Raw genomic sequence first — 21813 nt, forward strand, 5'->3', positions numbered from 1 at the left:
ACATGGGGCTTATCGCACCGATCCTTCAATGCCTGGTCGACCAGGAACCGACCGGCTTTCACCAGAGCGACGCAAACGGTGAAACGTTTTCCTTCGCCGTCAATCTGAGTCTGGATTGCCGCGGCGAGGGAACGACCGCGGAAGAAATCGGGGCCGAAGAGACCGCCGCCAAGCAGCAGTTTCTCGATTTCCTTTCCGACGTTCAGAACGTCAAGTTTCACTTGTTTTCGGTATCCGAACCCGGATGGTCGCTTGACTATGCGGGTTCCGTCCACTGCACCTCTGGTTTGTCGCCGGCCGGGAACCCCCAGATTCTGCTGGACTGGCTCGATGAGCAGAAACCGGACGCCGCTGAGGGAACAACACGGTATTGGTCAACAGCATCTTCTGAGCCGGGTCATCCCGACGTTGTCATCGACGCCGACGACGCGACGGCGACGCACCGGTTGGCCGCAGCGCAGTCTTGGAACGCGCCGGTCGCGCACCGGTTTGGTTTGACGCACATCGTCCGGATCGCGCGCGACAGAATCGCGGACCATAAATTTATCATCCTACCTTACTTCGACAAACCGGCCGAGCCGCCAGCCAAGCCTGAGTTCAACGCTAGGCACGACGATCCATCCGGAAGCATTGAGGCTGCCGCCTTCGACTACTCCTACGATCCGATCGCCCAGTTCGGGAAAGTCGTTTGCCGGACCAACCTGATCGGCGACGGGATCACCAAGGCGCTCAATCCATCCGAGATCGACCAGGGATTGGCGTCCGACGGCTACCTCAGGGTGGACAGGGATGCCGAAAATGTCCGCCGGACGCTGGTGTGGTTCGAAGAGCGCGCGGCGACGCTGATGGCTGCCAACCCCGCGCTCCATTCGCGCGCCAAGGACCCTGGCGACGATCCAGCCTTTGAGGAGCTTTTCGGCATCAAACTCATCACCGCCGTCGATCAGGCTGGCAAGCCAATCGAAGTCCCCTATTGGGGTTCGATTGTCTGGTACGTCGTTGCGCGGCTTGTTTCCACACTCGACAATCTCGTGATCGCTCTGCTCAAACCGACGTCCGCCGCAAATCCTACCTTCGAGCGCAGCAGCGAAGGTGATCTTCTTGCGCCGCTGGTGACGGCGATGCTGACCACGCTAAGGCCGCTCCAGGAGCGCTTTGGCCTGGCCGATACCGCGTTCGAGAAGGACAAGATCACTGCAGCCCTGCGATCTGGACTCACCGCAAGCCCGCTGACGGCCCTGGGCCCGGTGAAAAGTACCGCGGATCTTGCCCGTGCGCTTTGTCAAATATACGGGATCGATGCGCCGAAAGCTGACCCCGTCAAAAACGAACGTGAGTTAATCTCGGCGATCGTCGCCCACTACGCGAGCGGTGGCGACAGCAAGATTCCCGATTCCGCGAAGGTCTACGCCCAGAGCATTTCGAAGCACTCGGTCCAAATCCTCTCGCGGGCCTTGCTCGACCTGGAGCAGCCGCTGCAGGACGAAGCGGGCGCCGAAGCCGCGATCGTCAAAATCGTCGAGAGTGCAAAGACCGGCAACGGACTGGCCCTCGCCACCTTGGTCGCCAAGGCCTATCTACGCGAGATCAACCGTACCGACTCCGAACTTCAGGACGCGGTGGAAGCCGCATTCAACGCGGCGTGGGCCGCCTACCGGAGCCTGCTTGATAGCCCATTCAACGGCGCCGAGGCGACGCGACGCGCAACTGGCCATTCATTCGTCCGGAATTTGCTGGATTTTACGAAGCTCGACGGAACCAGCCAAAGCTCGTTGATGCTCCGGGTATCCGCCACAGAGAGCGCATTCTTCTCTCGGCGATTCGGCGTGGACGAGCTTCCACCTGCGGTAAAATGCTTTCAGCCGATCGCCGGCGCCCTGGTTAGCCCTGCCCTCGACGTGTGCCTGCTGACCGATAAGAACACGCTGCCTGCCGCGGATTTCAAGCTGCTTCTCGATGAGAAGGTCGAGGCGATACGACGGCACCTCAACGACGGCTTTGCCGATGCCGTCGCGCCGCTCAGATCCCTCAACGATACGAACGCCCGCTTCATTCCGGACAACGCACCGCAGCCGCTGGCGATCCAGATTGCCGCCAACATTGACGGCAGCAGGATCGACAACTTCGCAAGGCACCTCAACGGCATTGGCGTCATTATCCAGCGCGCGGACAGCGGCGCAGCGCCGGACTTGTGGGCACACGCGAATCTGGCTGACCTGGGCTGGAAGCCGCCGCCCCAGAACGATCCGGCTAATGAGCCGCCTCCCGACGTGACGAGCGCCATCCATCCCATGTTGCCGGCCGTCAGCGACGGTCGCAGTCCCATGTTCATCGAGTATCAGGGGTTCCCGTTCGCCGACCGGGCCATCGACGCTCGCATCGTCGATAACGAGGCCGAGCCGAACCCGACGCGACAACGTCCCTTCTACCGGCACGATCCACATGTTGCGGACGATGGCTTCGCGAGGGTCCCACGCCTGGCCTTCGGGCGCACATTCAAGACCTTTGGTTTCGTCACCAGCAACGCTGGAACGCTGCCGCTTGCCTTACAGCTGGGTCCGGAATCGCCGTGGATGCCGAAGCCTGCCCCACAAGAGCCAATACCCGCCGCGGCAGACCCGTCGCTGGTCCTGGTAGGTGAGGCTGACTATCAGCGTCGCACCGCGATTGCACAAATGGCCGTGATTGAGAGCGCGAGGCCGAATCGGCCGCCCCGGATCGGCGCGCAGATTCCAGGAGTGAAGCCGCTCGCGACGGATTATCCGCGTGTCGGCCTTCAGGCTGAAAAAGACGAACCCGGCGTACGCGATATTCTGCGCGAAGCCGACGGCAGCGGAAAGATGACCGCGGACCAGAACTTCGAGTGGCAAATCAGCAACATCGAGTTCGCCGGCGCACCGGCAAAGTTGACCGTGCGTTTCTTCGAACGGCCTGCCGCGGATCCGAAAGATCTTGGGGATGCAACCTTTGAGATCGCCGAAGCGTCCGTGCCGGGCTTTACGAGATTTCCGAAGATCACGATAAGGATCGAATTCAAGCCGAAAGCGCCGGGCTCGTTCGAGCGTCTGCTTTCCGTCCGTTGCGGTGACATTTTGGTTGCCACGAAGCCGCTTTCGGCTGGCAGCGCTGTCGCCGGCTGGCTGCGTCTCGTGCTTGATGCGGACAACGGCAAGCAGGCGTCGATGACGTTTGCCAATATCGGCTCGCAGAACAGCGACAACGTCGGCGATCCCTTGCTGTTGCTCGCGCCGGCGACTGCTGCGTGGAAGGACGGCCTTTCGGATCCGGTCGCGATCACAGTTTCAGCACCGCGGATCGGTTACCTCGATTTCGATCGATGGTTTGCCAATACGGACCTGCTGAACGACATGTTCTTCTTGCCGGGGGACGATGCCGCCATCGGGCAGTCCGTCGAGTTGTTCGAGCGGGCGTTGATTACCGCCTATGTCATGCGCCACCTCGATCCGGTTCTCGGTTCCCTTCTCGACCGGTTACCTGATCCCGCCGTGGAGCACGTGCGGATTGAGATCGTGCTTCATGATGCGTTGATCAAGGACAAGGTCGCGCAGGGAGTGACGCACCAGATCCATCCGCTCAAGGATAAGCTCCGCAATTTCGGACGCACGTTTTCCACTCTAATCGATCAGATGATCACGAAGGAGAATCTTCCGAGGCCCGGAAGCAATGACCCGATACCGTGGACGCCGGGGCGCTTGCGCCGCTATGTCTTTGAACCATTGGATAAGCTGTTTCAGTTCAGGATCAGCTTGGCGCCGGGGGATTCGCTGAGCCTGGAACAGACGCCGGCGGGATCCCACGAGCCTTTTTCGGCATCGGTTCCCGACGGAGTCGTCGCACGGCTCTCGATCGATTCCGCCGTTCCGCTCGGACACTTCAAAGCGGGTCTTCACCCGTCAGTATTTCACCCGGGCCTAATGCAATACGCGACGCGCCAGCTGCCGGGCGGCAATCTCGTATTCCCCGCGGCAGCCGTTCGCATTGAGACCATGTATGACGGCATGAACGAGTTGGCCGCAGCGAAGAAGGGAGAGAACAATCAGCCGGCGATCGATCTGGCCAAGGCCGTGATCACCGCCGAGGGCATCGAGCGCACGCGCCGGTTCGATCTGATGACGGCCGCCGACATCACGGACCCAAATCACTTCCGTCAGTGGCGATTGCTCGGCGAGATTGACGTGACGACACAGCGCTGGCGTACGACGGGACGGCCGATCTATCACTATGCGAATCCCCGCGCGCACCGGCTTCACGGGGCCGTGGATGATCCAGTTCCGCAACCGGCGATTCCGCTCGATCTCAACGGCGAAGCAAGCCAACTAGCCCAGTTCGAGCTTGAAGCATTCTTCAATCGTCCCGATGTCGATGCGCATACGATGACCCACTGCCTCGACCCGTTGCCCGCGCGGAACAAACTCCAGGAGCATTACTGGAATTCGGAATCAGCCACCTATTTCCGCCACCGCTTTACGTTGCGTTCGCGCTATGCCGGCGCGCTCAAGGACCGCGACCGTGGCGAAGTTATTGCCTGGCCGATCAAGGATCTTAAGACACCGGCGCATGGCTGGACCATGCGTGTTGCCATGTTGGCGGACCTGTCGCGCATACAATTGACCCGCCCCCAATTGCGAGCCCTGATTCCACTCACCACGGCGCCGGACGGCGACTATGCCAACAAGCCAGCGCCGCCGGTGGCCGCAATCCTTCAGGAGCCGCCGTTCGCGTGTGGCGGCTTGGCCGACCGGATCGCTGCCGAGGTGAAGACCGGCTTTGGGTACGGCTTTGAGGATGACAGCAAGCATGTCGAGATCCGGGACGCGCGCGAGGAGGCAGGCCCCGATCCGCGCCTCGACTATCTCCCGCTGAAGAGCGACACTGCGCTCGGCCTTGTGCTGAGGAGCGAAGGCCCCTTGGGGCTCACCTTCGACAACGTCGACGCGCCGGCGCCCGCCTATCCGAATTCCATGTTTTCGCTCGCACCCGCCACGCTGTTCGGGGAGCAGCCGCCGCTCGAGGAGTTGTTCGTCGGCATCGCGATGCGCCGCTACATCGATCCGGACTGGACGATGAGCGAGCGAAAAGCAGATCGTCGACTTGATGGCGAGCGTTGCTGGTGGCTTGCCTTTGATGGGTCGAAGGCCTCCCCCGGAGCCCTGCTCGCCTATGCGATCGACGGCCGGCAACAACCCTTGCCATTGTTGTCCCTGGAAACCAGCAACCCGATCATCGAGGTCAAGGCCTCGAAGCTTGCCATCGACGGGGTCGGCGCAACAAGCGATACGCCAGCGGGCGATCTGGTGTCGATTCTCAAGGTCGACAGGGCGAAATTTGCCGGTCTGACAATCCTGCACCAGCCGGTCGCGCCGGGACGCTATTCGACTTCGATCTTCGTGGTCACGAATTTGGCCAACACCGCGCGCGGCGAGATCAACGCGCCGCTCATGCTCGGGAGCTTCGAATGGTCGCCGTCGGATGTAAAGACGAGCCCGGACGATCCCGTCCGCAAGCCACCGTTCGTCGAACTGAAACCGCTCCAGGCCAGCTCCGCCTGTGTGACTATGGCCAGCGCGCCAACTTTCCTGAGATGGACCAAAACCAGCCGCCACTTCGATTTTCTTCACATTTCAAAACTCAATCCGGACGGGACAGGCTGGATCCTGAACCGTCGGCACGTGCGCGAACTGGTCGCCGCACTCGACACCAATCACCACGCTCTCACCTTCGAATTGAACGGCGTCGAAAACGTACCAGTCTGGCTGAGCCCGTCGACCTTTGACAAACCCTATCCCCTGCACGTCCATCGCCATCTGGGCATCATCACCTCGCATTTCCTGAAAGAATTGGGACGGCCGGTGGAACTTTTTTGCCGGACCGCCGTCCTGCCGGACAACAAGGCTGTAATGATCGCGCCGGATGGGACGACCCAAAGTGGCAAGCCCTATCAGCCCCGGGATCACGTCGCTCGCATCGTCGAATTCGAGACGCCCGCGCAGATCGTATGCGACAGCAGTGTGCTGGCTGCGAAGAAATACAAGACCGCCTATTTCGATCTTGTTTCGACCGGGTTCGTTAGCAACGCCAGCAAGACAGGCGGCAGCCTTCGGTTTCATTTCCGGATCGTCGGGCCGCCCACACACCAACGGGTCTTTACTGAACTGAAAATCAGGCTATGGCAGACGCCAGACTCTAGCTCCGTCCCGATGACGATCCCGCTCAAATGGACGAATACGGCAACTTTTTTTACGATCGGCGTTCAACTGTCTCTGCTGCAACAACGTAATAGTCCTGCCGAAACGAAAGCCGTCGCCGTGGCTCATCTGCTGCGTTCCGACGGAACGCGGGAAAAAGCGCCTGACATCGAGCCGTCGCTCGTCCTGACTACATCGACGAACAGGAATCCGGGCCTGTTCGTATCCGTCGATGCCATTGCGCCAGCCGGCCATGAATTCTGGACCGATATTTCCTTGCTTCATTCGTCGAACGATAATGAGCATGCGCCCCTCGATTTCGACTGGTTGTTCTCGTCCGGCAGCGAGGTCGAACCGACGGTCAGTGTATCACCTACGGGCCTGAACATGATGAACGAAGCACAGGCCCGCGTAATCTCGGTATCGCCACCTATTCCGATCGTCAGACATTGAGGACACCCCAAGGTGTTGGCTCAAATAAAGGTCGACGCTTGTGGCGCGCGCCGTGGCAAAATTCCCGTGCTCGGCGGGAAGGACATCGTTCTTCGCACTTACGATCGCTGTGGCCTCGCCAATCCCGAAACAGGCTGCAGCCTGTCGTGCAGACGCCAGACAAAACGGCTTCGATTACGCGATCACGCAAATCCTGGCTGTAGGCTCGCGCCATGCTTCGCCCCCCTCGCTATCGCGACAAAGGACCGTATTATTCGCGCGATTTGTGAATCCCGTCCTGAATCGGAAATCAGCGAACCCGCTCTAGTGATCGAGACTGAAGAGTGACCAGCACAAACATGAAAGCAAGACCCCACGAAGTATCTAGGGTGCGCAACAGATCGAAAAGGACTTCCCTGCGCAGGGCCGGTTTGAGAAGGTCGATGCTCACAATCAAGGGGCTTTCGATAACCCGCTTGGCTCCAACGGTGAAAAGGCGTCTTTTTGAAATCCCGCGCGGAGCTTGAGGACCTCGGTCATGCGATCGGATGCGATTGAGTCCGGCACCGGAAACGGGCCTGGGACGCAATTGCTTGACGGGTTATGGTCAAGACACTGTCTCTGCTCGGCACGAAATAAACTGCTTTACACAAGGCGTCTCTATTTGGCCGCATCATAGTCGCGACTCGTGGATCAGCACTCCACAGGCGGAAGCGTTCAATTCGACCACGCCTTCGAGCGCCAGGCCCAGCTTGCCAGCCATCTCCTGGAGGGATTGCCCCTTCAGCCAATCGTCGAATGCATAGACGATCAGCGTCCCGCTTTGGCGACTTATTGCCTCCACGATGAACAATGCGCAATCAGCCGGAACCTCCAACAGTCGTCCTAACATGAGCACACATGCATCGATCCGACCAATTCGGTCTAGGGCGACCTTGTCGGATAAATCGCTACACCAGAATCCCAGAGCATGGTCCGGCAACAGTGTCTTCGCTCGCTCGATCTTCGCCTCTTCCCGATCCACACCGAACACCTTCAGGGATTTGTCCAGCTGAACTAGCCTGTGAAGGAGAGCCCCGTTCTTGCAGCCCAAGTGAAGAACCGAACGTGGTTTGACGCCCGCGATAACGCGCAGCAGCGGGGCGAAAGCCCGATCCATATCAATTCTGGAGCGGAAGCCGCTCTCTGCATGATACCAGGTCTCCGCTGGAGCCTGATCGTCAGGGGCGCGTTTGACAACTCGTATGGGAGCCGGTGTAGCGGCGGCGCTGACGGCATTTCGAAACGGACGCGGTTTGAACGGAAATCTGTTGCCATAGACGGCGCTGGAGACCATGCCCCCGGCGCCGCTTAGTCTAACGGTGCACTTTTTGGCCGTAGAGTCCGTCCGCGCGCATATCCGCATCACCGGCGTCTCAATTTCGGCGATGCCATGCAGTGCCGACCATTGTACTGGCCAGTTCAAAATTTCGTACAGATTATCGAGCCCAGCCTGCTCACCGATGTCCCTTGCGACGTTTTTGATCTCATTGGCCACTTTATAGGTCGCGTCGCATTCTAGCGAACAAGGCAGATGAAACACCGGGCGCATGCCCAGCCATCGGAGCAGTATGTTGTTTTCAGGCCGAGCCATCAACTCGACTATGGATACGGTTTGCGGTGCGTCTAACAAACCCCTCGCGGCCATGGGCCACGTCGTATCGATCCAGCGCTGGCGATCCCAGACATCCTCAAAGAATGCAATGCAACACGACGGATACCCAAGCAGGCGCCCCAAGACGGCGGTCGAGCTGGATCGATAGGCATCGCTCGCTTCGTCCACCACGCGAGGGGTACCAACCGCGCACATGCGGAATCTGGTACCAGCGTTCCAGCCATTGAAATCGGAGACATACCCGTTCGTGTCGAAAGAAGGGAGCGGCTTTAGGTCCAGTCCGTGCGTCGCTAATTCAGCCCCGAACCTGTTCAGCTCGTCGCTGCGAATGCATATCAGGCCGGCTTGCCGCCGGCCCATCGCGACGGTGGCCAGCTCAAGGCGCTGCCAGAGACTCCGAACTTGTTCGAACACCGGGTTCCAGCGGTCCTTTGCTGCGTCGCTGACCCAGCTTGTCCGACAAAAATCCGGGAGCGTGAATGGAAGTCGATCCAATTTCATTAACTCACAGCCGGATTTTCTGTTAGCTTGGTGAGAGCCTGCACTCTCATTTTCTCCAAAACTTTCGTCAATGTCGGATTTCGGCGTTGCGCCCACTCCGCCAGCATCGCACCTTCGAGAGAGAGTCTATGTCGATCCCGGGATATGGGAACATATCCGTCCTCGCACAGCCGCGATTCTACGTGCTCGAAAAGCTGAAACCAAATGTCGCAATGTTCGGTGCGGTTGCGCCAGTCGCCGTCGATGCTAGTGCCAGGGCATTGCCCCTTGCACATGAGAAAAAAGCGACAATCCTTGCATCCGCCGTGTTCCTGGGGCGTCTGGTAGAGCGCGAGATACCTCTCGAACCCGCTCGCCTCGGCCTTCACATAATCGACGCCAGCCTTGTTGGTCCGGCCGCAATTGCTCGTTTCACCATGCCCTTCTATTCCTTGGACCGCCTCGGTCGTGTAGGCGTCGCATGCCCTCCAGACGCAAGCCACATCCTTGTCGTTGGCGAGAAGCAGTGCCCTGATCTCTCCGAACATGTCGAACTTCAGCGTTTGCAGTTCCGCACGCTCCAACTCCCCAAGAGCCAGCATCGCCGAGGCATTCTCGGATGCTGACAACGCCAGAGATTCCTGCACGGAACTCGAGTCCACTTCCAGCAGGTGGATTCGCGCGAATGGAACGCCGATCCGGTCCAAAAAGCGGAACCAGTCGATCAGGCGCGGAAGCATGGCCGCAGTCGCATTGAACCGATTCAGCGTGGTGATCACGCTGGGGCGAATGCCCGAGGACAGAAGCGTCTCCAATGCGCGTTCGACCTTCGCCGTCGCCGTCGATGTTCGCACCACGCTGCCCGCCCAACGTGCGCTATTGCATTCGTCGGGGCCGTCGATTGACACTCCGACACTCACTTTATATTTCCTGAAGAGCTTGACGTGCTCGTCGTTCAGCAGCACCGCGTTTGTCTGTATCGAACTTGAGCCGAAGTGTGCGAAGCCCCAGGCGAACATATCCTCAAGGTCATGCAATGGCATCAGCAGGGGCTCCCCGCCAAACAGCGCGAAGGGTCCCCCCTTCGCGAGAACCGCCTCCTTAATTCGGTCTAGATCATATTCCTTCGCGTTGCTACCCATCGCCCGAATGGAATTTTGATAGCAGTAATGGCAGGAAATATTGCACTTAACGCCAAGCGGCCGAACCTCTACCGACATTTGCTTCTTTCCATCTTGGTTCAACTGATCGACTGAATGCAGCGAGGACCACCCTTGAAGTTAGTTAGCTCTCCAGGCATTGGCGTGCCGGGCGCCGCCAACAATTGATCCGGAACTAGAATTAAATTTTTTTCTGCGATCTCTCGTTCCGAACAACCTCATTCGTTTGACTTTACATTGGCACCGACGCACGTGCATACGAGCGAGCTAAGGCGTATCTACATGTACCGGTGGTGGCAGCTCGACATGTTCGATCCGTCCGGTGTCCAAATGCGGCGCGTAAACATCGACGTGCGGCGTAGTAAATACGTCGCTATGCTTTCCGTCCACATCCCTCACATCCGCATGGATCGGGGCGACATCCTGGTGAACAGGGGCAACGTCGGTATGGGGAACGGCGACATCAGCATGTGGACGAGCTACGAAGGTGTCAGCATGCGGGATGCCCGGAAAGGCAGCCTGCATCGCAGGCGCTATCAGGTTGGCGGGAAAGCCGCAGGTCTCGAGTCCCTCGCGAATCGCATTCGGCGTTTGACTTGTTTCGGCAAGTGCCTTCGCAATCTGATCCACAGTCGCGCCCAGCTTTTTGAGTTCACGGACAGCCTCGTAGACGCCCACAATGGTATTCGCGGCATCCTTTAGCGTAGCCTCCTCGTCTTCTGGTGTCATGGCGTATCCACATGACCTACCGGCGGCGTGTCGACATGGACAGTCGGCCCGGCGTCAACATGAGGTGAGATTTTCACGTCGACGTGCGGGGTTGTAAGCATGTCGGTATGTATTCCGCCCACATCTGCATGAGGGCCACCTACATCGAAATGAGCGCCAAACGGGCCCGACCGATCCGCATGAGGTCCGGTCTGATCCGTGTGAGGCGTCCTCGCATCTGCATGGATCGCGCCGACATCCTGGTGCACCGGGGCAACGTCGGTATGGGGAATGGCAACGACGTCAGCGTGTGGAGCAACGAACGTGTCAACATGCGGAATGCCGGGAAACGCGGCCTGCATTGCAGGTGCTATAAGGCTTGCGGGAAAGCCACAAGCCGCAAGCCCGGCGCGTATTGCGTTCGGCGTTTGATTTACGTTCGCGAGCGCCTTCGCAATTTGATCCACTCCAGCGCCCAGCTTTTTAAATTCGTTAACTGCCCCTTCAACTCCCAACTTCATACTAACAACGAATGTATTCGCGGCATCTTTTAGACTAGCCTCCAGAAACCTCGTCGCCAGTTGCGCGTGGTGTGCCGGATCTAGGTTTTTAAATTCTGCTCCTAGGTCGATCCCTCGCAGAAGTTTTAGCAGATTTGCCGGCAGCAGAGGGACGTCCAGTGTGGGATAGCGTTTGAGTTCTTGCTTGACCACCCATATTAGCTCTTCCGCCATTCGCGCCTGGCCGCGTTGATCAGTCCAATAATAACGGAGGAAGTCTTCGTAATTCGAATGAACCTTCACAAATAGGTTGAGCCGGCCACATATGATGCTCTCGAGCATCAAATTGTTATTGTCCGTCTTGGCGTCTCGGTCTGCGGTTTCAATGGCGATGTGTAGGGACAACTGGCCAGCGAGGTCCAAAAATGCCGAATTTTCGCCCGCAGTGATGCGCAGACACATCACGTCATCTGGCAGTAACACGTCGCCGATGGGAGGTTTTTTAATCTTCGATGGTTTGCCGGGCTCATCCTCCTGGATGTTTTGGCAAGTAAATGACCGCGCCGCATGTGCATGCAGCAGCCTTTCATTTATGTCGATGCGTCCCGCTCGCCAGCATCCGGCCGTATAACCCTTTAGTTGATCGCGACTACAATTCCTCCAATCGTTCCACGGCTGTTGGGTCGGATGCCGAACCATAAGCCCGCCAGTTTCAAACTTGGGAAGAAGTGCCGTGTCCGCGGGGCTGTTGCAAAAGGCCGCAACACCAGCCCTATGGGCTGAATCGCCACCATCCAGTTTTCCGGTACTTTCCAGCTGGCAGATTATTCCGTCCCCGTCGCGCGGTACCCCTTTCAAATCGGGAACATGTGCATCCAACGTGTTGGACATGGGCGGTATTGGTAGGGTGCCAATTCCTAGGGTATCAAGAAAACCGGTGATCGCTTCGAGGACGGTGGTCACAAGTGCACCTCCAATGGTCGAGTGCGGCTGGGATCGCTCGATGGCGCTAGCTTGCTTGCTTTTAAATCGTGACACAATCTAAAAACAAAAAAAACGGCGCTTCCGCTTTCATTTGTCTGAGCCGAGAAAGTGAGCTTTGCAGCCCTTCAAGGAGTTGCATACGTAGGATCTGTAGGAATGTACGGACTTTCGAGACATCCTTTTCTCTTGAGCCTCAAGGGCAGGAAGGATGACCGGGATGCACAAGTTCAGGCGCGATGTGGACCACGAGCTGCGGGTGCTCCAATTGCGCGATAAATTGCTTTTGCGAGTCGCGGATAACCACGACGCGCGCCTGCGTGGCGTTGCGGGGCCGAACGCCGTTTGCCGGATCGGTCGATCGGTATGGGCAATTGAGGTCGAACAATCGACCGAGGCGGAGCTTTCGTAGGCGATCTAACCTCGCCCATGCAGCAAGCCTCGGCTCTTCGCCGCGCCGCTGACGACCGCATTCCATAACGGTTATTCCGCGAACGCCCTATCGCTCGAATTTTAGCCGGCAGACTCAGATCGCAAATTGACTCGTACCACAAACGTGGCAACTTGCTCTTGATTCGGTCTGCCGTAGACATCAACCAATGCCAATTGATTATAAGCTCTGCTGCAATGGTTCGTCTGATCGACGAACAATGGCGGATGCTATTGAGGTTCTGGTAGCAAGCGCTAATTTTAACGAGCGCGATCGGGCAAAAATCCTCAGCGGTCCATTGAGGATCCCGTCAGGCAAGATCGTTTGGCAGGTTTTGGTTGTTTTTGAGGGCGCTGATGGCACGGAAGGCCATGCTGTTCCTTTTCGCGCGGCAGAGCAATTTTCAGCTTTCGAACACAACAAGGAAGCAAGGACGAAGTTTGAAGTGCAGGTATTAGACGGAGCGACCGTCGACTTCAGTGGGGCGGTCACACTGCCGGATGGCCGTCGACTTCGTGCTGTCGAAATCATACCCGCTCAGATGCCATATGATTTGAGTGATCTTGATTTCAAGATCATTTACCTCACGCTGTCCATGATTAAAGGTGCTGAAAGCCGCTGTTATCGTAACATTCGAGACGGCCTTCCAGACTCGTACCGCGACGCGCTGCCAAGCCAGCGCTTGCTTGATTTCTCTCAATTGACCGAGGGGCCGGGACGGCCTGCTCTGGCCGTGCCATTATTGAAGCAAATCCGCGCGAAGTTCGAAGATACCTATCCAACCTTCGATCTGCCGTCAGAACAGACAATTTCCAATTCGCTAGCGAAGGCAGGCATTCGCATCCCCGACCGCCGGCCTCGAGCAGCCTGAGACATTTCGGCCTTATTTCGACTTGTATCGCTGACGGCGCGCTTCGTGTCACTTGCAGGCAGAATGCTTCCTTCACGAAACGTGCAAGGAACAGGAAGATGCCTTCTAAAACACCAGAGCGGAAAGCTCTTGTCCCCGTCAGATCGAACCCTCGCAACAAGATCGCGCGTCGCACAACCAAGCCGCATCGAAAACGTCTCGTCCTTAAAATGGACTCCTCGTCTGAGGTTTTTGATGGCCCGCAACGAAGATCGGTCATCGAGCGCTGGTTGAGAAACGTGCGCGCAAGCAAGGCGCAAAAGCCCGACGCATCAGCCGCAGACGCGAACCGAGGCATTCTGAACGATCTCTACCGTCATACATGATCCGGTTTCCAAATCTTGCCACATTCAGGCTTGGATCGAGATTCGTGCAATCCTGCCGAAGATGCTGAATATAGAGAGCTTCATTCCAACCGGATGGAGCAACGATGTGTCTGCACCCAATTTCCAAAATCTCGACCGGCAAGCTGCGGCCGAGCAAAAACCAAGCGCGTATTCATTCGAAGAAACAGATCGAGCAGATTGTCGCCAGCATCCGACAATTTGGATGGACTTATCCCATTCTGATCGACGAACACGGGAATATCTTATGCGGGGTCGGCCGTTGGCTCGCGGCCCAAAAGATGGGCCTCACGGAAGTGCCGGTCATTGCGCTAAAGCATTTGGGCGAGATCGAGAAGCGCGCGCTCATCATCGCTGACAACAAGATTGCCGCAAACTCGGCTTGGGATCGAAAACCTCTGGCCTCAGAGCTCGGCGAGCTTGCTTTATTGCTACCAGAAATTGGTCTCACGCTCGGAATCACCGGCTTTGAGACGGCCATAGTAGATAACCTCTTGAGCGATCTGGTCGATCCCGAACAGGATCCACTCGACCAAGTACCGCAGATCGCCCGCGAATCAACAAGCCAGCTCGGTGACTTGTGGCAACTCGGCGGTCACCGCCTCTATTGCGGAGATTCTTGCAAAGAAGCACACGTTCGCGCTCTCATGGAATCCACAATCGCGGCGATGGGATTTTATGACCCACCCTTCAACGTTCGCATCAAAGACGTTGTAGGCCGCGGCAAAATCAAACATCGGGAATTTGCCTTTGCCTCCGGTGAAATGTCGCCTGCGCAATTCGAAGCTTTCCTCAAAAGATGGATGCGGCTCGGGGCGCAATTTTCCGAGGACGGCTCGATCCATTATGTTTGTATGGATTGGCGACACCTTGCAGAAATTACAGCTGCAGGCTCCGATATCTTCACCGAACTGAAGAATGTCGTCGTTTGGGCGAAGACCAATGCTGGACAGGGAAGTTTCTACCGCTCAGCACATGAATTTGTATTCGTTTACAAAAGTGGCGACGCACCTCATCAGAATAATATCGAACTGGGACGTCATGGTCGCAACCGTTCGAACGTCTGGAGCTATGCTGGCGTCAATTCGTTCAAAGCTGGTCGGCTCGACGAGCTAAGTGTCCATCCTACCGTCAAGCCTGTCGCCCTCGTCGCAGACGCAATGCGGGACTGTTCTCGGCGCGGCGATATCGTCCTGGACTTATTTATGGGGTCCGGGACCTCGATTCTGGCCGCGGAAAAAGTCGGTCGCCATGCGTACGGCGTGGAAATTGATCCTCTATATGTCGATGCTGCCGTCCGGCGCTGGCAGGAATTTACTGGGCGCGACGCCATTCTGAAAGCTACCGGACAGACCTTCGATGAGGTTGCGGCCGCCCGCGCTGTGCCCCGCCGGAGGGCTCCCAAATGAGCCGGGACGAAAGGCCGCCTGGCAAATCGCGTCGACGGCTTAAGATTCGGCCCTCAGATGATGACGTCGGCTACGGCAAGCCACCTCGCTCGCACCAGTTCAAGCCCGGGAGAAGCGGCAACCCCAGGGGACGCCCTAAGGGCGTCAAGAGCGAGGAGACGATCTTACGCGAACTTCTCCACCACAAGGTTGTGCTCAATGAGCGCGGCAAATCCCGGAAAATCATTCTTCTGGAAGCGATCCTGCGAAAGGTCGCCGAGGATGGCCTGCGCGGCAACATCAAGAGCGTCGGTTTTCTGCTCAATCGCTATTACACGGCTGCGACTGGTTCAAGCATTGATGCGGAAATCGGCGAAGATGACAAAGCCGTGCTGGATGCCTTCTTGAAGAAATTCGAGACAAATAAAGATGGCTGAAGGAGGCTTTATGAATCAACAGCAGCTTTTTCGTGCCCTGGTTCGTTCCGATTTCAAAAGTTTTCTGCATCGGAGCTTGAAAACACTCAACCCGGGCGGGCTATTCTTTGAGAACTGGCATTTGGACGCCATGGCTTATGAACTGGAGCGGATACGAAACGGAGAGAACACTCGGCTGATCATCAATTTGCCTCCGAGGTACTTGAAGTCAGTGATGACGTCCGTTTCCTTCCCGGCATTTCTACTGGGTCACGATCCAAAGCGACGAATCATATGCCTGAGTTACGGGGGCGAACTGGCAGCGAAACACGCCGCAGATTGCCGGGCAATCATGCAATCCGCTTGGTATCGGGAGGCCTTCAAGGGAACGCAGATCTCTCGCGCGGCAGATTCGGACATTTACACCTCGCGGCGCGGCTTCCGCAGAACTACTTCTGTCGGGGGCGCTCTCACCGGGCTTGGTGGTGATCTCTTTATTATCGACGATCCCCAGAAGCCCGCGGACGCACAATCTCAGCCTTTGCGGGATCACGTCAGTCAATGGTTTACGAACACACTGATCTCGCGGCTGGATAGCAAAGAGCGGAGCGCGATCATCATCGTCATGCAGCGCGTCCATCTTCAGGATTTGACTGGCTACTTGCTGGAGAAATCGGATGGCTGGACAGTCCTAAATCTTCCAGCTATCGCCGAGGCCGACGAGCAAATTCCCGTTGGACCAGGGCTCACTTATCGCCGTCGCGCGGGCGAAGCCTTGCATCAAAACTACGAATCCCTGGAGACCTTGAAGAAACTCAGGGACGAAATGGGCTCAGAACCCTTCAATGCTCAATATCAGCAAGCCCCGGTGCCGACCGGTGGCGCCATGATCCATAGACGGTGGCTGCGTTACTACGATACAGCGCCAGAGTGTAAATATCCTAACAAGGTCATCCAGAGCTGGGATTGCGCTGGAAAAGACGGCGCGCAAAACAGCTGGTCGGTCTGCACGACGTGGTTGATCGTCGAAAAGCGCGACTACTATTTATTAGATGTCACGCGAGGCCGGTATGAATATCCCAAGCTACGCCAAACCGCACTCGCGCTGGCCGAGCGCTTCGAACCGACGGCAATTTTGATCGAGGACACATCGGCTGGCATCGCACTGGCCCAGGAGCTCAAACAGGCGGGTCAATATCGCGTCAAATCGATCCCGGTTGATCGCGACAAGGAGACTCGATTGTACGTGCAAGCGGCTAAATTTGAAGCCGGCCGCGTCTACTTTCCGAAACGGGCAGCGTTTCTGGCCGAACTTGAGACCGAACTCCTCACATTCCCTCAAGGAAAACATGACGATCAGGTCGATAGCCTGACACAGGCGCTCGCCTTCAAAGCCTTTGGATATGATTCTAGCCTTGAATGGGTGGGGTAGATCCTTGCAAGTCGATCGCGACGTTTTGCTCATAGGAACGAACGTTGATCGAGCCGGGCTGCAGCAATTCGATCAGACGTTCCGAGCTTGCGATCTGCCGCTGCACGAGTGCGACCAGATCGGTCGGGAGGCTGTTGCGGTCGGGAACCGCCATCGCAAAGTCAAATCCCTCATTGTGGGTGACGAAGCGACGGCCGAGCGCATTGAGCCCGACCACGACGAATCCATAACGCAGATAAGGGTAGATCTTTTTGTGACGCGCTGCTTTCGCTGAATAGGTAATAACGTCATGGCTGGAAAACGTGCCCGATTTCAGCTCAATCGCCACCAGCGGCGTTGGCCCCTTCGTAATGAGGAGGTCGGTCTGAAATGCATGCTGGCCGCGCATCGGCGCTCCGGCAGCATCATAGCTGAGCCGGCCTGACGTCTCGATCTCGATCTTATAAAGGAGACTTCTTCCGCATTCGACGGAATAGCCGTCAAGTTGATCCGCTAATATTTTCTGGATTTTGTCAGCGTCTGCTTTCTCGCGTTCCCTGCGTTTAACCGCAAGAGGCCTCGGCTTCTCCACCTCCACCGGAGTTACCGATTTCGCTTCCCCTCGCCCAACCTTTGAGAGCGGCTTTGTCAAATTATCCATTTGCAAATCTCGTGTTGCGCCGGTGAATTTCCGGCGCGGAAGCCATCGCTCCAAAGCGCGCTCATAGCCAACGCGCAGAAGGTTTCCCTCCCAGAACAACAGGTCAGAGTTAATATTATCCTTTTTTGGGATAATCCTGTCTCGGGATCAGCTTGCCCGGGCGATGACAGCTTCCGCCCGCGGGATCGACAAGACCGTCCACTCCTCAGACCAGGCCGCCTTTTGCGCCCTGATGGTGGCTGCCCGTAAGCAGGCCGGCCTGACCCAGCATGAACTGGCGCGCCGCCTCAAGAAGCCTCAATCCTTTGTCGCCAAATACGAGGGCGGTGAGCGCCGTATTGATGTCGTCGAGTTCGTGGCAATCGTTCGGGCCATTGGGTCAGATCCCATCAAATTGCTGCGGGATTTTGTTGCGGGCAAGCCGGCGAAGACCCGGCGTTCTCCGCCGAAATAGCCTGCGGCCCAACATTTCCGTCCCAGATCACATCGTGATCGGATGCCCGCAATCTTCGCCACAAGATTATCCAGTTTCCGCTCGACTTCGCGCGGCAGCAGAGCGGTAGTGGGTCCAGCTTTTAAGGAGGGCCCGATGGACCGCGCCAGCATCGAACCCGCGATCAAACTCATCATTGCCGAGATTCACAGTAAACTCGGCGAGGCGACACGAATTGCCAAGGCTGCCCAAGCCTCTGCCCAAAACGGCGCAGTTGCTGAGGGCGTTGAGGTCTCCATGGATATCGAACAGCTGATCTATGAAGCCGGGCGCTTGCATGATGCGGCTTCTCTCCTGAACCGGCTCGCGACGGACTAGCCGCGAACCACCTTAAGGACTTCTCCTCCCTCGCCCAGTCGGCGAGGTCGCGTCAGTGGCACCGCCTGATGGTGTGAATGACACAGAGGAGATCAATAATGTCGGTCCGCAAACGTAAGCCGCAGCCGGTAAAGGCTGCCAAAGCCCATTCACGCCGGACCCATCAGGCCAAGCCCAAAGCGAGACCAGCGATCAAGCCGGCCAAGGCAGCCGTTGCCGTACCCCAAGTGAAGGACCGCGCCAGCCCGTCGAAACAGGAAGCGGTGCTTGCATTGCTGCAACGCGCGAAAGGCGCCACGATCCCGCAGATCACCGAGGCCACTGGCTGGCAACCGCATTCGGTGCGAGGCTTTCTGTCCGGCGTCGTCAAAAAGAAGCTCAAACTCAAGGTCGAGTCGCGAAAGGATGGCAGTGACCGGACCTATCGCATCAAGGGTCGCGCGTCGTCATGATCCGACCGGTACGCCCTGTCGGCAGCGACAGGGTCGTCGAAGCCGAATTGGCGAAACTCCCGACGACACCGATCGCGAACTTGAGAAGGCGATATCGCGAGCTGTTCCGGGCCGAACCACCAAAAGCCTTCGGCCCGGACCTGCTTCGCCGCAGCATTGCTCACCGGATTCAGGAGCGCGCCTATGGCGGTCTCTCCAACGACAGCAGCCGAATATTGAGGCAGTTGATCAAGGCGGCTCGAAACAAACCAAACGGCAAGTTGGAGCTGCCCCGCAGGATCAAGGCGGGCTCGGAGCTGGTGCGAACCTGGCGCGGCGCGACCTATCGGGTGAAGGTCACGGCGGAGGGATTTTCTTACCAAGGCAAGACCTACGCCAGCCTGTCCGAGATCGCCACGAAGATTGCGGGCACCAGATGGAACGGGCCGCGCTTCTTTGGATTGCGATCGTCGACGGCGCCATCGGGTTCGGAGGATATGTCGAATGGCGATTGAACGCCGGCGTATTTTGCGCTGTGCCGTCTATACCCGCAAATCCACCGAGCACGGCCTCGAGCAGGAGTTCAACTCGCTCGACGCCCAGCGGGAGGCTTGCGAGGCTTATGTTAAGAGTCAGGCCTCCCAGGGCTGGCGAGCGCTTGCCGCCCGCTATGACGATCCGGCCTATTCGGGCGGCAATCTCGACCGCCCTGCCGTGAAGCGTCTTCTCGCCGATATCGAGGCCGGCAAGGTCGACGTGGTCGTGGTCTACAAGATCGACCGCCTGACCCGGTCGCTGGCCGATTTTGCCAAGCTGGTTGAGACCTTCGATGCCCGCTCGATCTCGTTCGTCGCGGTGACCCAGCAGTTCAATACCACAACCTCCATGGGCCGCCTCACCCTGAATGTGCTGTTGTCCTTTGCCCAGTTCGAGCGGGAGCTCGCATCCGAGCGAGTCAAGGACAAGATTGCTGCCTCTCGAAAGAAAGGCAAATGGACCGGCGGCACGGTGCCACTCGGCTATGAGATCAAGGACAGGAAGCTCGCCATCAACAAGACCGAGGCACAAACCATTTGGACCATCTTCAAGCTTTATCTGCAGGCAGGATCACTCAACAAATTGATCCCCGAACTCGATAAGCGGCGGATTTTTACCAAGCGCCGCAAGACCGAGGTCAAGAAATACCAGGGCGGCATTCCCTTCACTTATGGGCCCCTCGCCTACCTCCTGAAGAACCGCATCTATCTCGGCGAGATTCATCACGGCGGCAAATGGTTCAAGGGCGAGCATCAGCCGATCCTGGACCGCACCACCTTCACCCGCGTCCAGGATCAGCTCAAATCCAACACCATCGAGCGACCGAAAGGCCAGTCAGCCAACGACGCACCCCTGACCGGTAAACTGTTCGACGATCGAGGCAACCGGATGGGCCCGAGCTTTACCCGCAAGAACGGCGTCCGATATCGCTTCTACGTCAGCGCGGCGTTGCGGGGACGAAAGCACCTCGCCGGATCGGTCAAACGGCTGCCGGCAACCGAGATCGAGCAGCTGATCGAGCGCACCGTTCGGGAGCGGCTCAACCTCGCCCATGCCGCACCATCCGACATCTTCGACGGCATCGACCGCGTCGTCATCAACAGCAACCATGTCCGCATTGCCATGAAGCCCTCCTACGCGGAACGGCCCATCGAGATTCCCTGGAAATTAGTGAAAACCAACACCGCCGCGGTCATCGAGCCCACCGACCAGAGTAAACCCGATCCCAAGCTTCTCCAGGCCATCGTCCGCGCCCACGCCTGGCTCAACGACCTCACCTCCGAGCGCTACGATTCGATTGAGGCGCTCGCTAAAGACGTCAAACTTCATCCCAAGATTATCCGCCAACAGCTCCGCCTCGCATTTCTATCGCCATTAATCACAGAAGCAGTAATTATGGGAGGAGCGGGAAACACGCCAACTTTGGTGGCGATCCCTAAAACGTTGCCGCTCTCGTGGTCCAATCAGCGGGAAGCGATAGAGAATAGGCCGCGACTAATGGCCTGAATGTCTGCTTTGCGCCGACATTGTTGATTTAGTCCCCGACTTGCATCGTGCTTGTCGCTTCGCGGGGTCCAGGGCCTATTTTCCGACGCGTTGAGCTGCCCTGCGCATGAGAGCATCGATCTCGGAGAGCATGCGCATTGTCATACTCCCACAGGACCGAGGACCGGCATTGGTCGAAGCTTTGCGAGCTTTCTCAGGTTCTGAGCGGTGGCGGCGAGAAGGAATTCATCTCGTGCGCCGCAGGGGCCGCGCAATCTCAGGCGGTTGAGCCTGAGGATACGCTTGAGATGAGCGAACAGCATCTCGACCTTCTTGCGGCGATGCCGCGAACGTTCGTAAGCTGGCGTATTCACCAATGCTCGGGCCACATCGCGGGCATCTTCATCAATATCGCGCGGCACTTTGCGCTGCGGCGTGTTCGGACAGCACCGCTCCTTGGATGTGCAGCCCTGGCAATCGGATTTGCTCGCGCGGTAGAGTCGCGTCCCGTCCTTGGTGATGCCTGAGCGCGGTGTTGCGTAAGCCCGTCTGAACAGCAACTTGCCCTGCGGGCAGGTGTAATGGTTGCGATCCGCGTCGAAGACCAAGTAAGATCGCGAGAATGTGCCGATTGACACTCCCGATCTATTTCGCACTCAGAGCCTGCACTTCCTGAGGGAGGATCGAAGCGCCGATCTGGACAGGAGCGTGCCTCTGATTACAAGGCGTGCCGCGCCACGTGTCCTTATTTTTCATGGCGAGCACCTTGCCCCGCCAAGCAGGCGCCGCAAGTGCCGGGCCTCAATCGCTTGAGGGATGAGTGCGTCGTGGTCGAAGTGCAGCAGACACCGGAATGGCCACTTTTCCA

General features: G+C 57.8%; 16 protein-coding genes and 1 pseudogene. 11 read left to right on the top strand and 6 right to left on the bottom strand.

Annotated elements, in window-relative coordinates; all coding sequences use genetic code 11:
• The first annotated feature begins 2 nt into the window (after nt 1-2).
• Nucleotides 3-6659, top strand: coding sequence for a hypothetical protein (locus ACSZOQ_RS14045; RefSeq protein WP_439923096.1), 6657 nt, complete (start codon nt 3-5; stop codon nt 6657-6659).
• Between the two features lie 652 nt (nt 6660-7311).
• Here ACSZOQ_RS14045 and ACSZOQ_RS14050 read toward each other — a convergent pair.
• From ACSZOQ_RS14050 to ACSZOQ_RS14065, 4 genes are all read right to left on the bottom strand, one after another.
• Nucleotides 7312-8889: a DUF483 domain-containing protein gene (locus ACSZOQ_RS14050; protein WP_439923097.1), complete on the bottom strand. Its 1578-nt coding sequence runs from the start codon at nt 8887-8889 to the stop codon at nt 7312-7314.
• Nucleotides 8793-9992 carry a radical SAM protein gene (locus ACSZOQ_RS14055; protein WP_439923098.1) on the bottom strand — a complete coding sequence of 400 codons (1200 nt, stop codon included), beginning with the start codon at nt 9990-9992 and terminating at the stop codon, nt 8793-8795. Before ACSZOQ_RS14055 ends, ACSZOQ_RS14050 begins: the two co-directional genes overlap by 97 nt.
• A 207-nt stretch (nt 9993-10199) precedes the next feature.
• Nucleotides 10200-10661, bottom strand: a complete 462-nt coding sequence (locus ACSZOQ_RS14060; protein WP_439923099.1) for a hypothetical protein — start codon at nt 10659-10661, stop codon at nt 10200-10202.
• Nucleotides 10658-12103 carry a hypothetical protein gene (locus tag ACSZOQ_RS14065; RefSeq protein ID WP_439923100.1) on the bottom strand — a complete coding sequence of 482 codons (1446 nt, stop codon included), beginning with the start codon at nt 12101-12103 and terminating at the stop codon, nt 10658-10660. Before ACSZOQ_RS14065 ends, ACSZOQ_RS14060 begins: the two co-directional genes overlap by 4 nt.
• Nucleotides 12104-12341: 238 nt before the next feature.
• Here ACSZOQ_RS14065 and ACSZOQ_RS14070 point away from each other — a divergent pair, with 238 nt between their 5' ends.
• The 5 genes from ACSZOQ_RS14070 (at nt 12342) to terL (ending at nt 17041) form a co-directional block, all read left to right on the top strand.
• Entirely contained in the window at nt 12342-12533 is a 192-nt protein-coding gene (locus tag ACSZOQ_RS14070; protein ID WP_439923101.1) for a hypothetical protein, read from the top strand.
• A gap of 238 nt (nt 12534-12771) precedes the next feature.
• Nucleotides 12772-13422, top strand: coding sequence for a hypothetical protein (locus ACSZOQ_RS14075; protein WP_439923102.1), 651 nt, complete (start codon nt 12772-12774; stop codon nt 13420-13422).
• Between the two features lie 469 nt (nt 13423-13891).
• Complete coding sequence (locus tag ACSZOQ_RS14080) at nt 13892-15214, top strand: site-specific DNA-methyltransferase (protein ID WP_439923103.1); 1323 nt, start codon at nt 13892-13894, stop codon at nt 15212-15214.
• Complete coding sequence (locus tag ACSZOQ_RS14085) at nt 15211-15630, top strand: DUF5681 domain-containing protein (RefSeq protein ID WP_439923104.1); 420 nt, start codon at nt 15211-15213, stop codon at nt 15628-15630. The genes ACSZOQ_RS14080 and ACSZOQ_RS14085 overlap by 4 nt, the downstream gene beginning before the upstream one ends.
• Nucleotides 15623-17041 (top strand): phage terminase large subunit, encoded by a 1419-nt coding sequence (gene terL / locus ACSZOQ_RS14090; protein ID WP_439923105.1) that lies wholly within the window; start codon nt 15623-15625, stop codon nt 17039-17041. Before ACSZOQ_RS14085 ends, terL begins: the two co-directional genes overlap by 8 nt.
• On the opposite strand, the gene ACSZOQ_RS14095 is transcribed toward terL, so the two are convergent.
• Nucleotides 17019-17681: a hypothetical protein gene (locus tag ACSZOQ_RS14095; protein WP_439923106.1), complete on the bottom strand. Its 663-nt coding sequence runs from the start codon at nt 17679-17681 to the stop codon at nt 17019-17021. The two genes, terL and ACSZOQ_RS14095, sit on opposite strands and share 23 nt — an antisense overlap.
• A 163-nt stretch (nt 17682-17844) precedes the next feature.
• On the opposite strand from ACSZOQ_RS14095, the gene ACSZOQ_RS14100 reads away from it, so the two are divergent.
• The 5 genes from ACSZOQ_RS14100 to ACSZOQ_RS14120 all read left to right on the top strand — a co-directional run bounded on the left by ACSZOQ_RS14100 (nt 17845) and on the right by ACSZOQ_RS14120 (nt 20966).
• Complete coding sequence (locus tag ACSZOQ_RS14100) at nt 17845-18135, top strand: helix-turn-helix domain-containing protein (RefSeq protein ID WP_439923107.1); 291 nt, start codon at nt 17845-17847, stop codon at nt 18133-18135.
• Between the two features lie 135 nt (nt 18136-18270).
• Nucleotides 18271-18492 carry a hypothetical protein gene (locus ACSZOQ_RS14105; protein ID WP_439923108.1) on the top strand — a complete coding sequence of 74 codons (222 nt, stop codon included), beginning with the start codon at nt 18271-18273 and terminating at the stop codon, nt 18490-18492.
• A gap of 98 nt (nt 18493-18590) precedes the next feature.
• On the top strand, nt 18591-18944 hold the full coding sequence (locus ACSZOQ_RS14110; RefSeq protein ID WP_439923109.1) for a DUF3489 domain-containing protein: 354 nt from the start codon (nt 18591-18593) through the stop codon (nt 18942-18944).
• Nucleotides 18941-19438 carry a DUF2924 domain-containing protein gene (locus ACSZOQ_RS14115; protein WP_439923110.1) on the top strand — a complete coding sequence of 166 codons (498 nt, stop codon included), beginning with the start codon at nt 18941-18943 and terminating at the stop codon, nt 19436-19438. The genes ACSZOQ_RS14110 and ACSZOQ_RS14115 overlap by 4 nt, the downstream gene beginning before the upstream one ends.
• Complete coding sequence (locus tag ACSZOQ_RS14120) at nt 19428-20966, top strand: recombinase family protein (protein ID WP_439923111.1); 1539 nt, start codon at nt 19428-19430, stop codon at nt 20964-20966. The genes ACSZOQ_RS14115 and ACSZOQ_RS14120 overlap by 11 nt, the downstream gene beginning before the upstream one ends.
• A 140-nt stretch (nt 20967-21106) precedes the next feature.
• Here the strand turns inward: ACSZOQ_RS14120 and ACSZOQ_RS14125 are convergent.
• A pseudogene (locus ACSZOQ_RS14125) lies at nt 21107-21538 on the bottom strand (transposase); the annotation flags it as partial.
• Nucleotides 21539-21813: the final 275 nt, after the last annotated feature.

Source organism: Nitrobacter sp. JJSN (assembly GCF_051912485.1).
Lineage (GTDB): Bacteria > Pseudomonadota > Alphaproteobacteria > Rhizobiales > Xanthobacteraceae > Nitrobacter.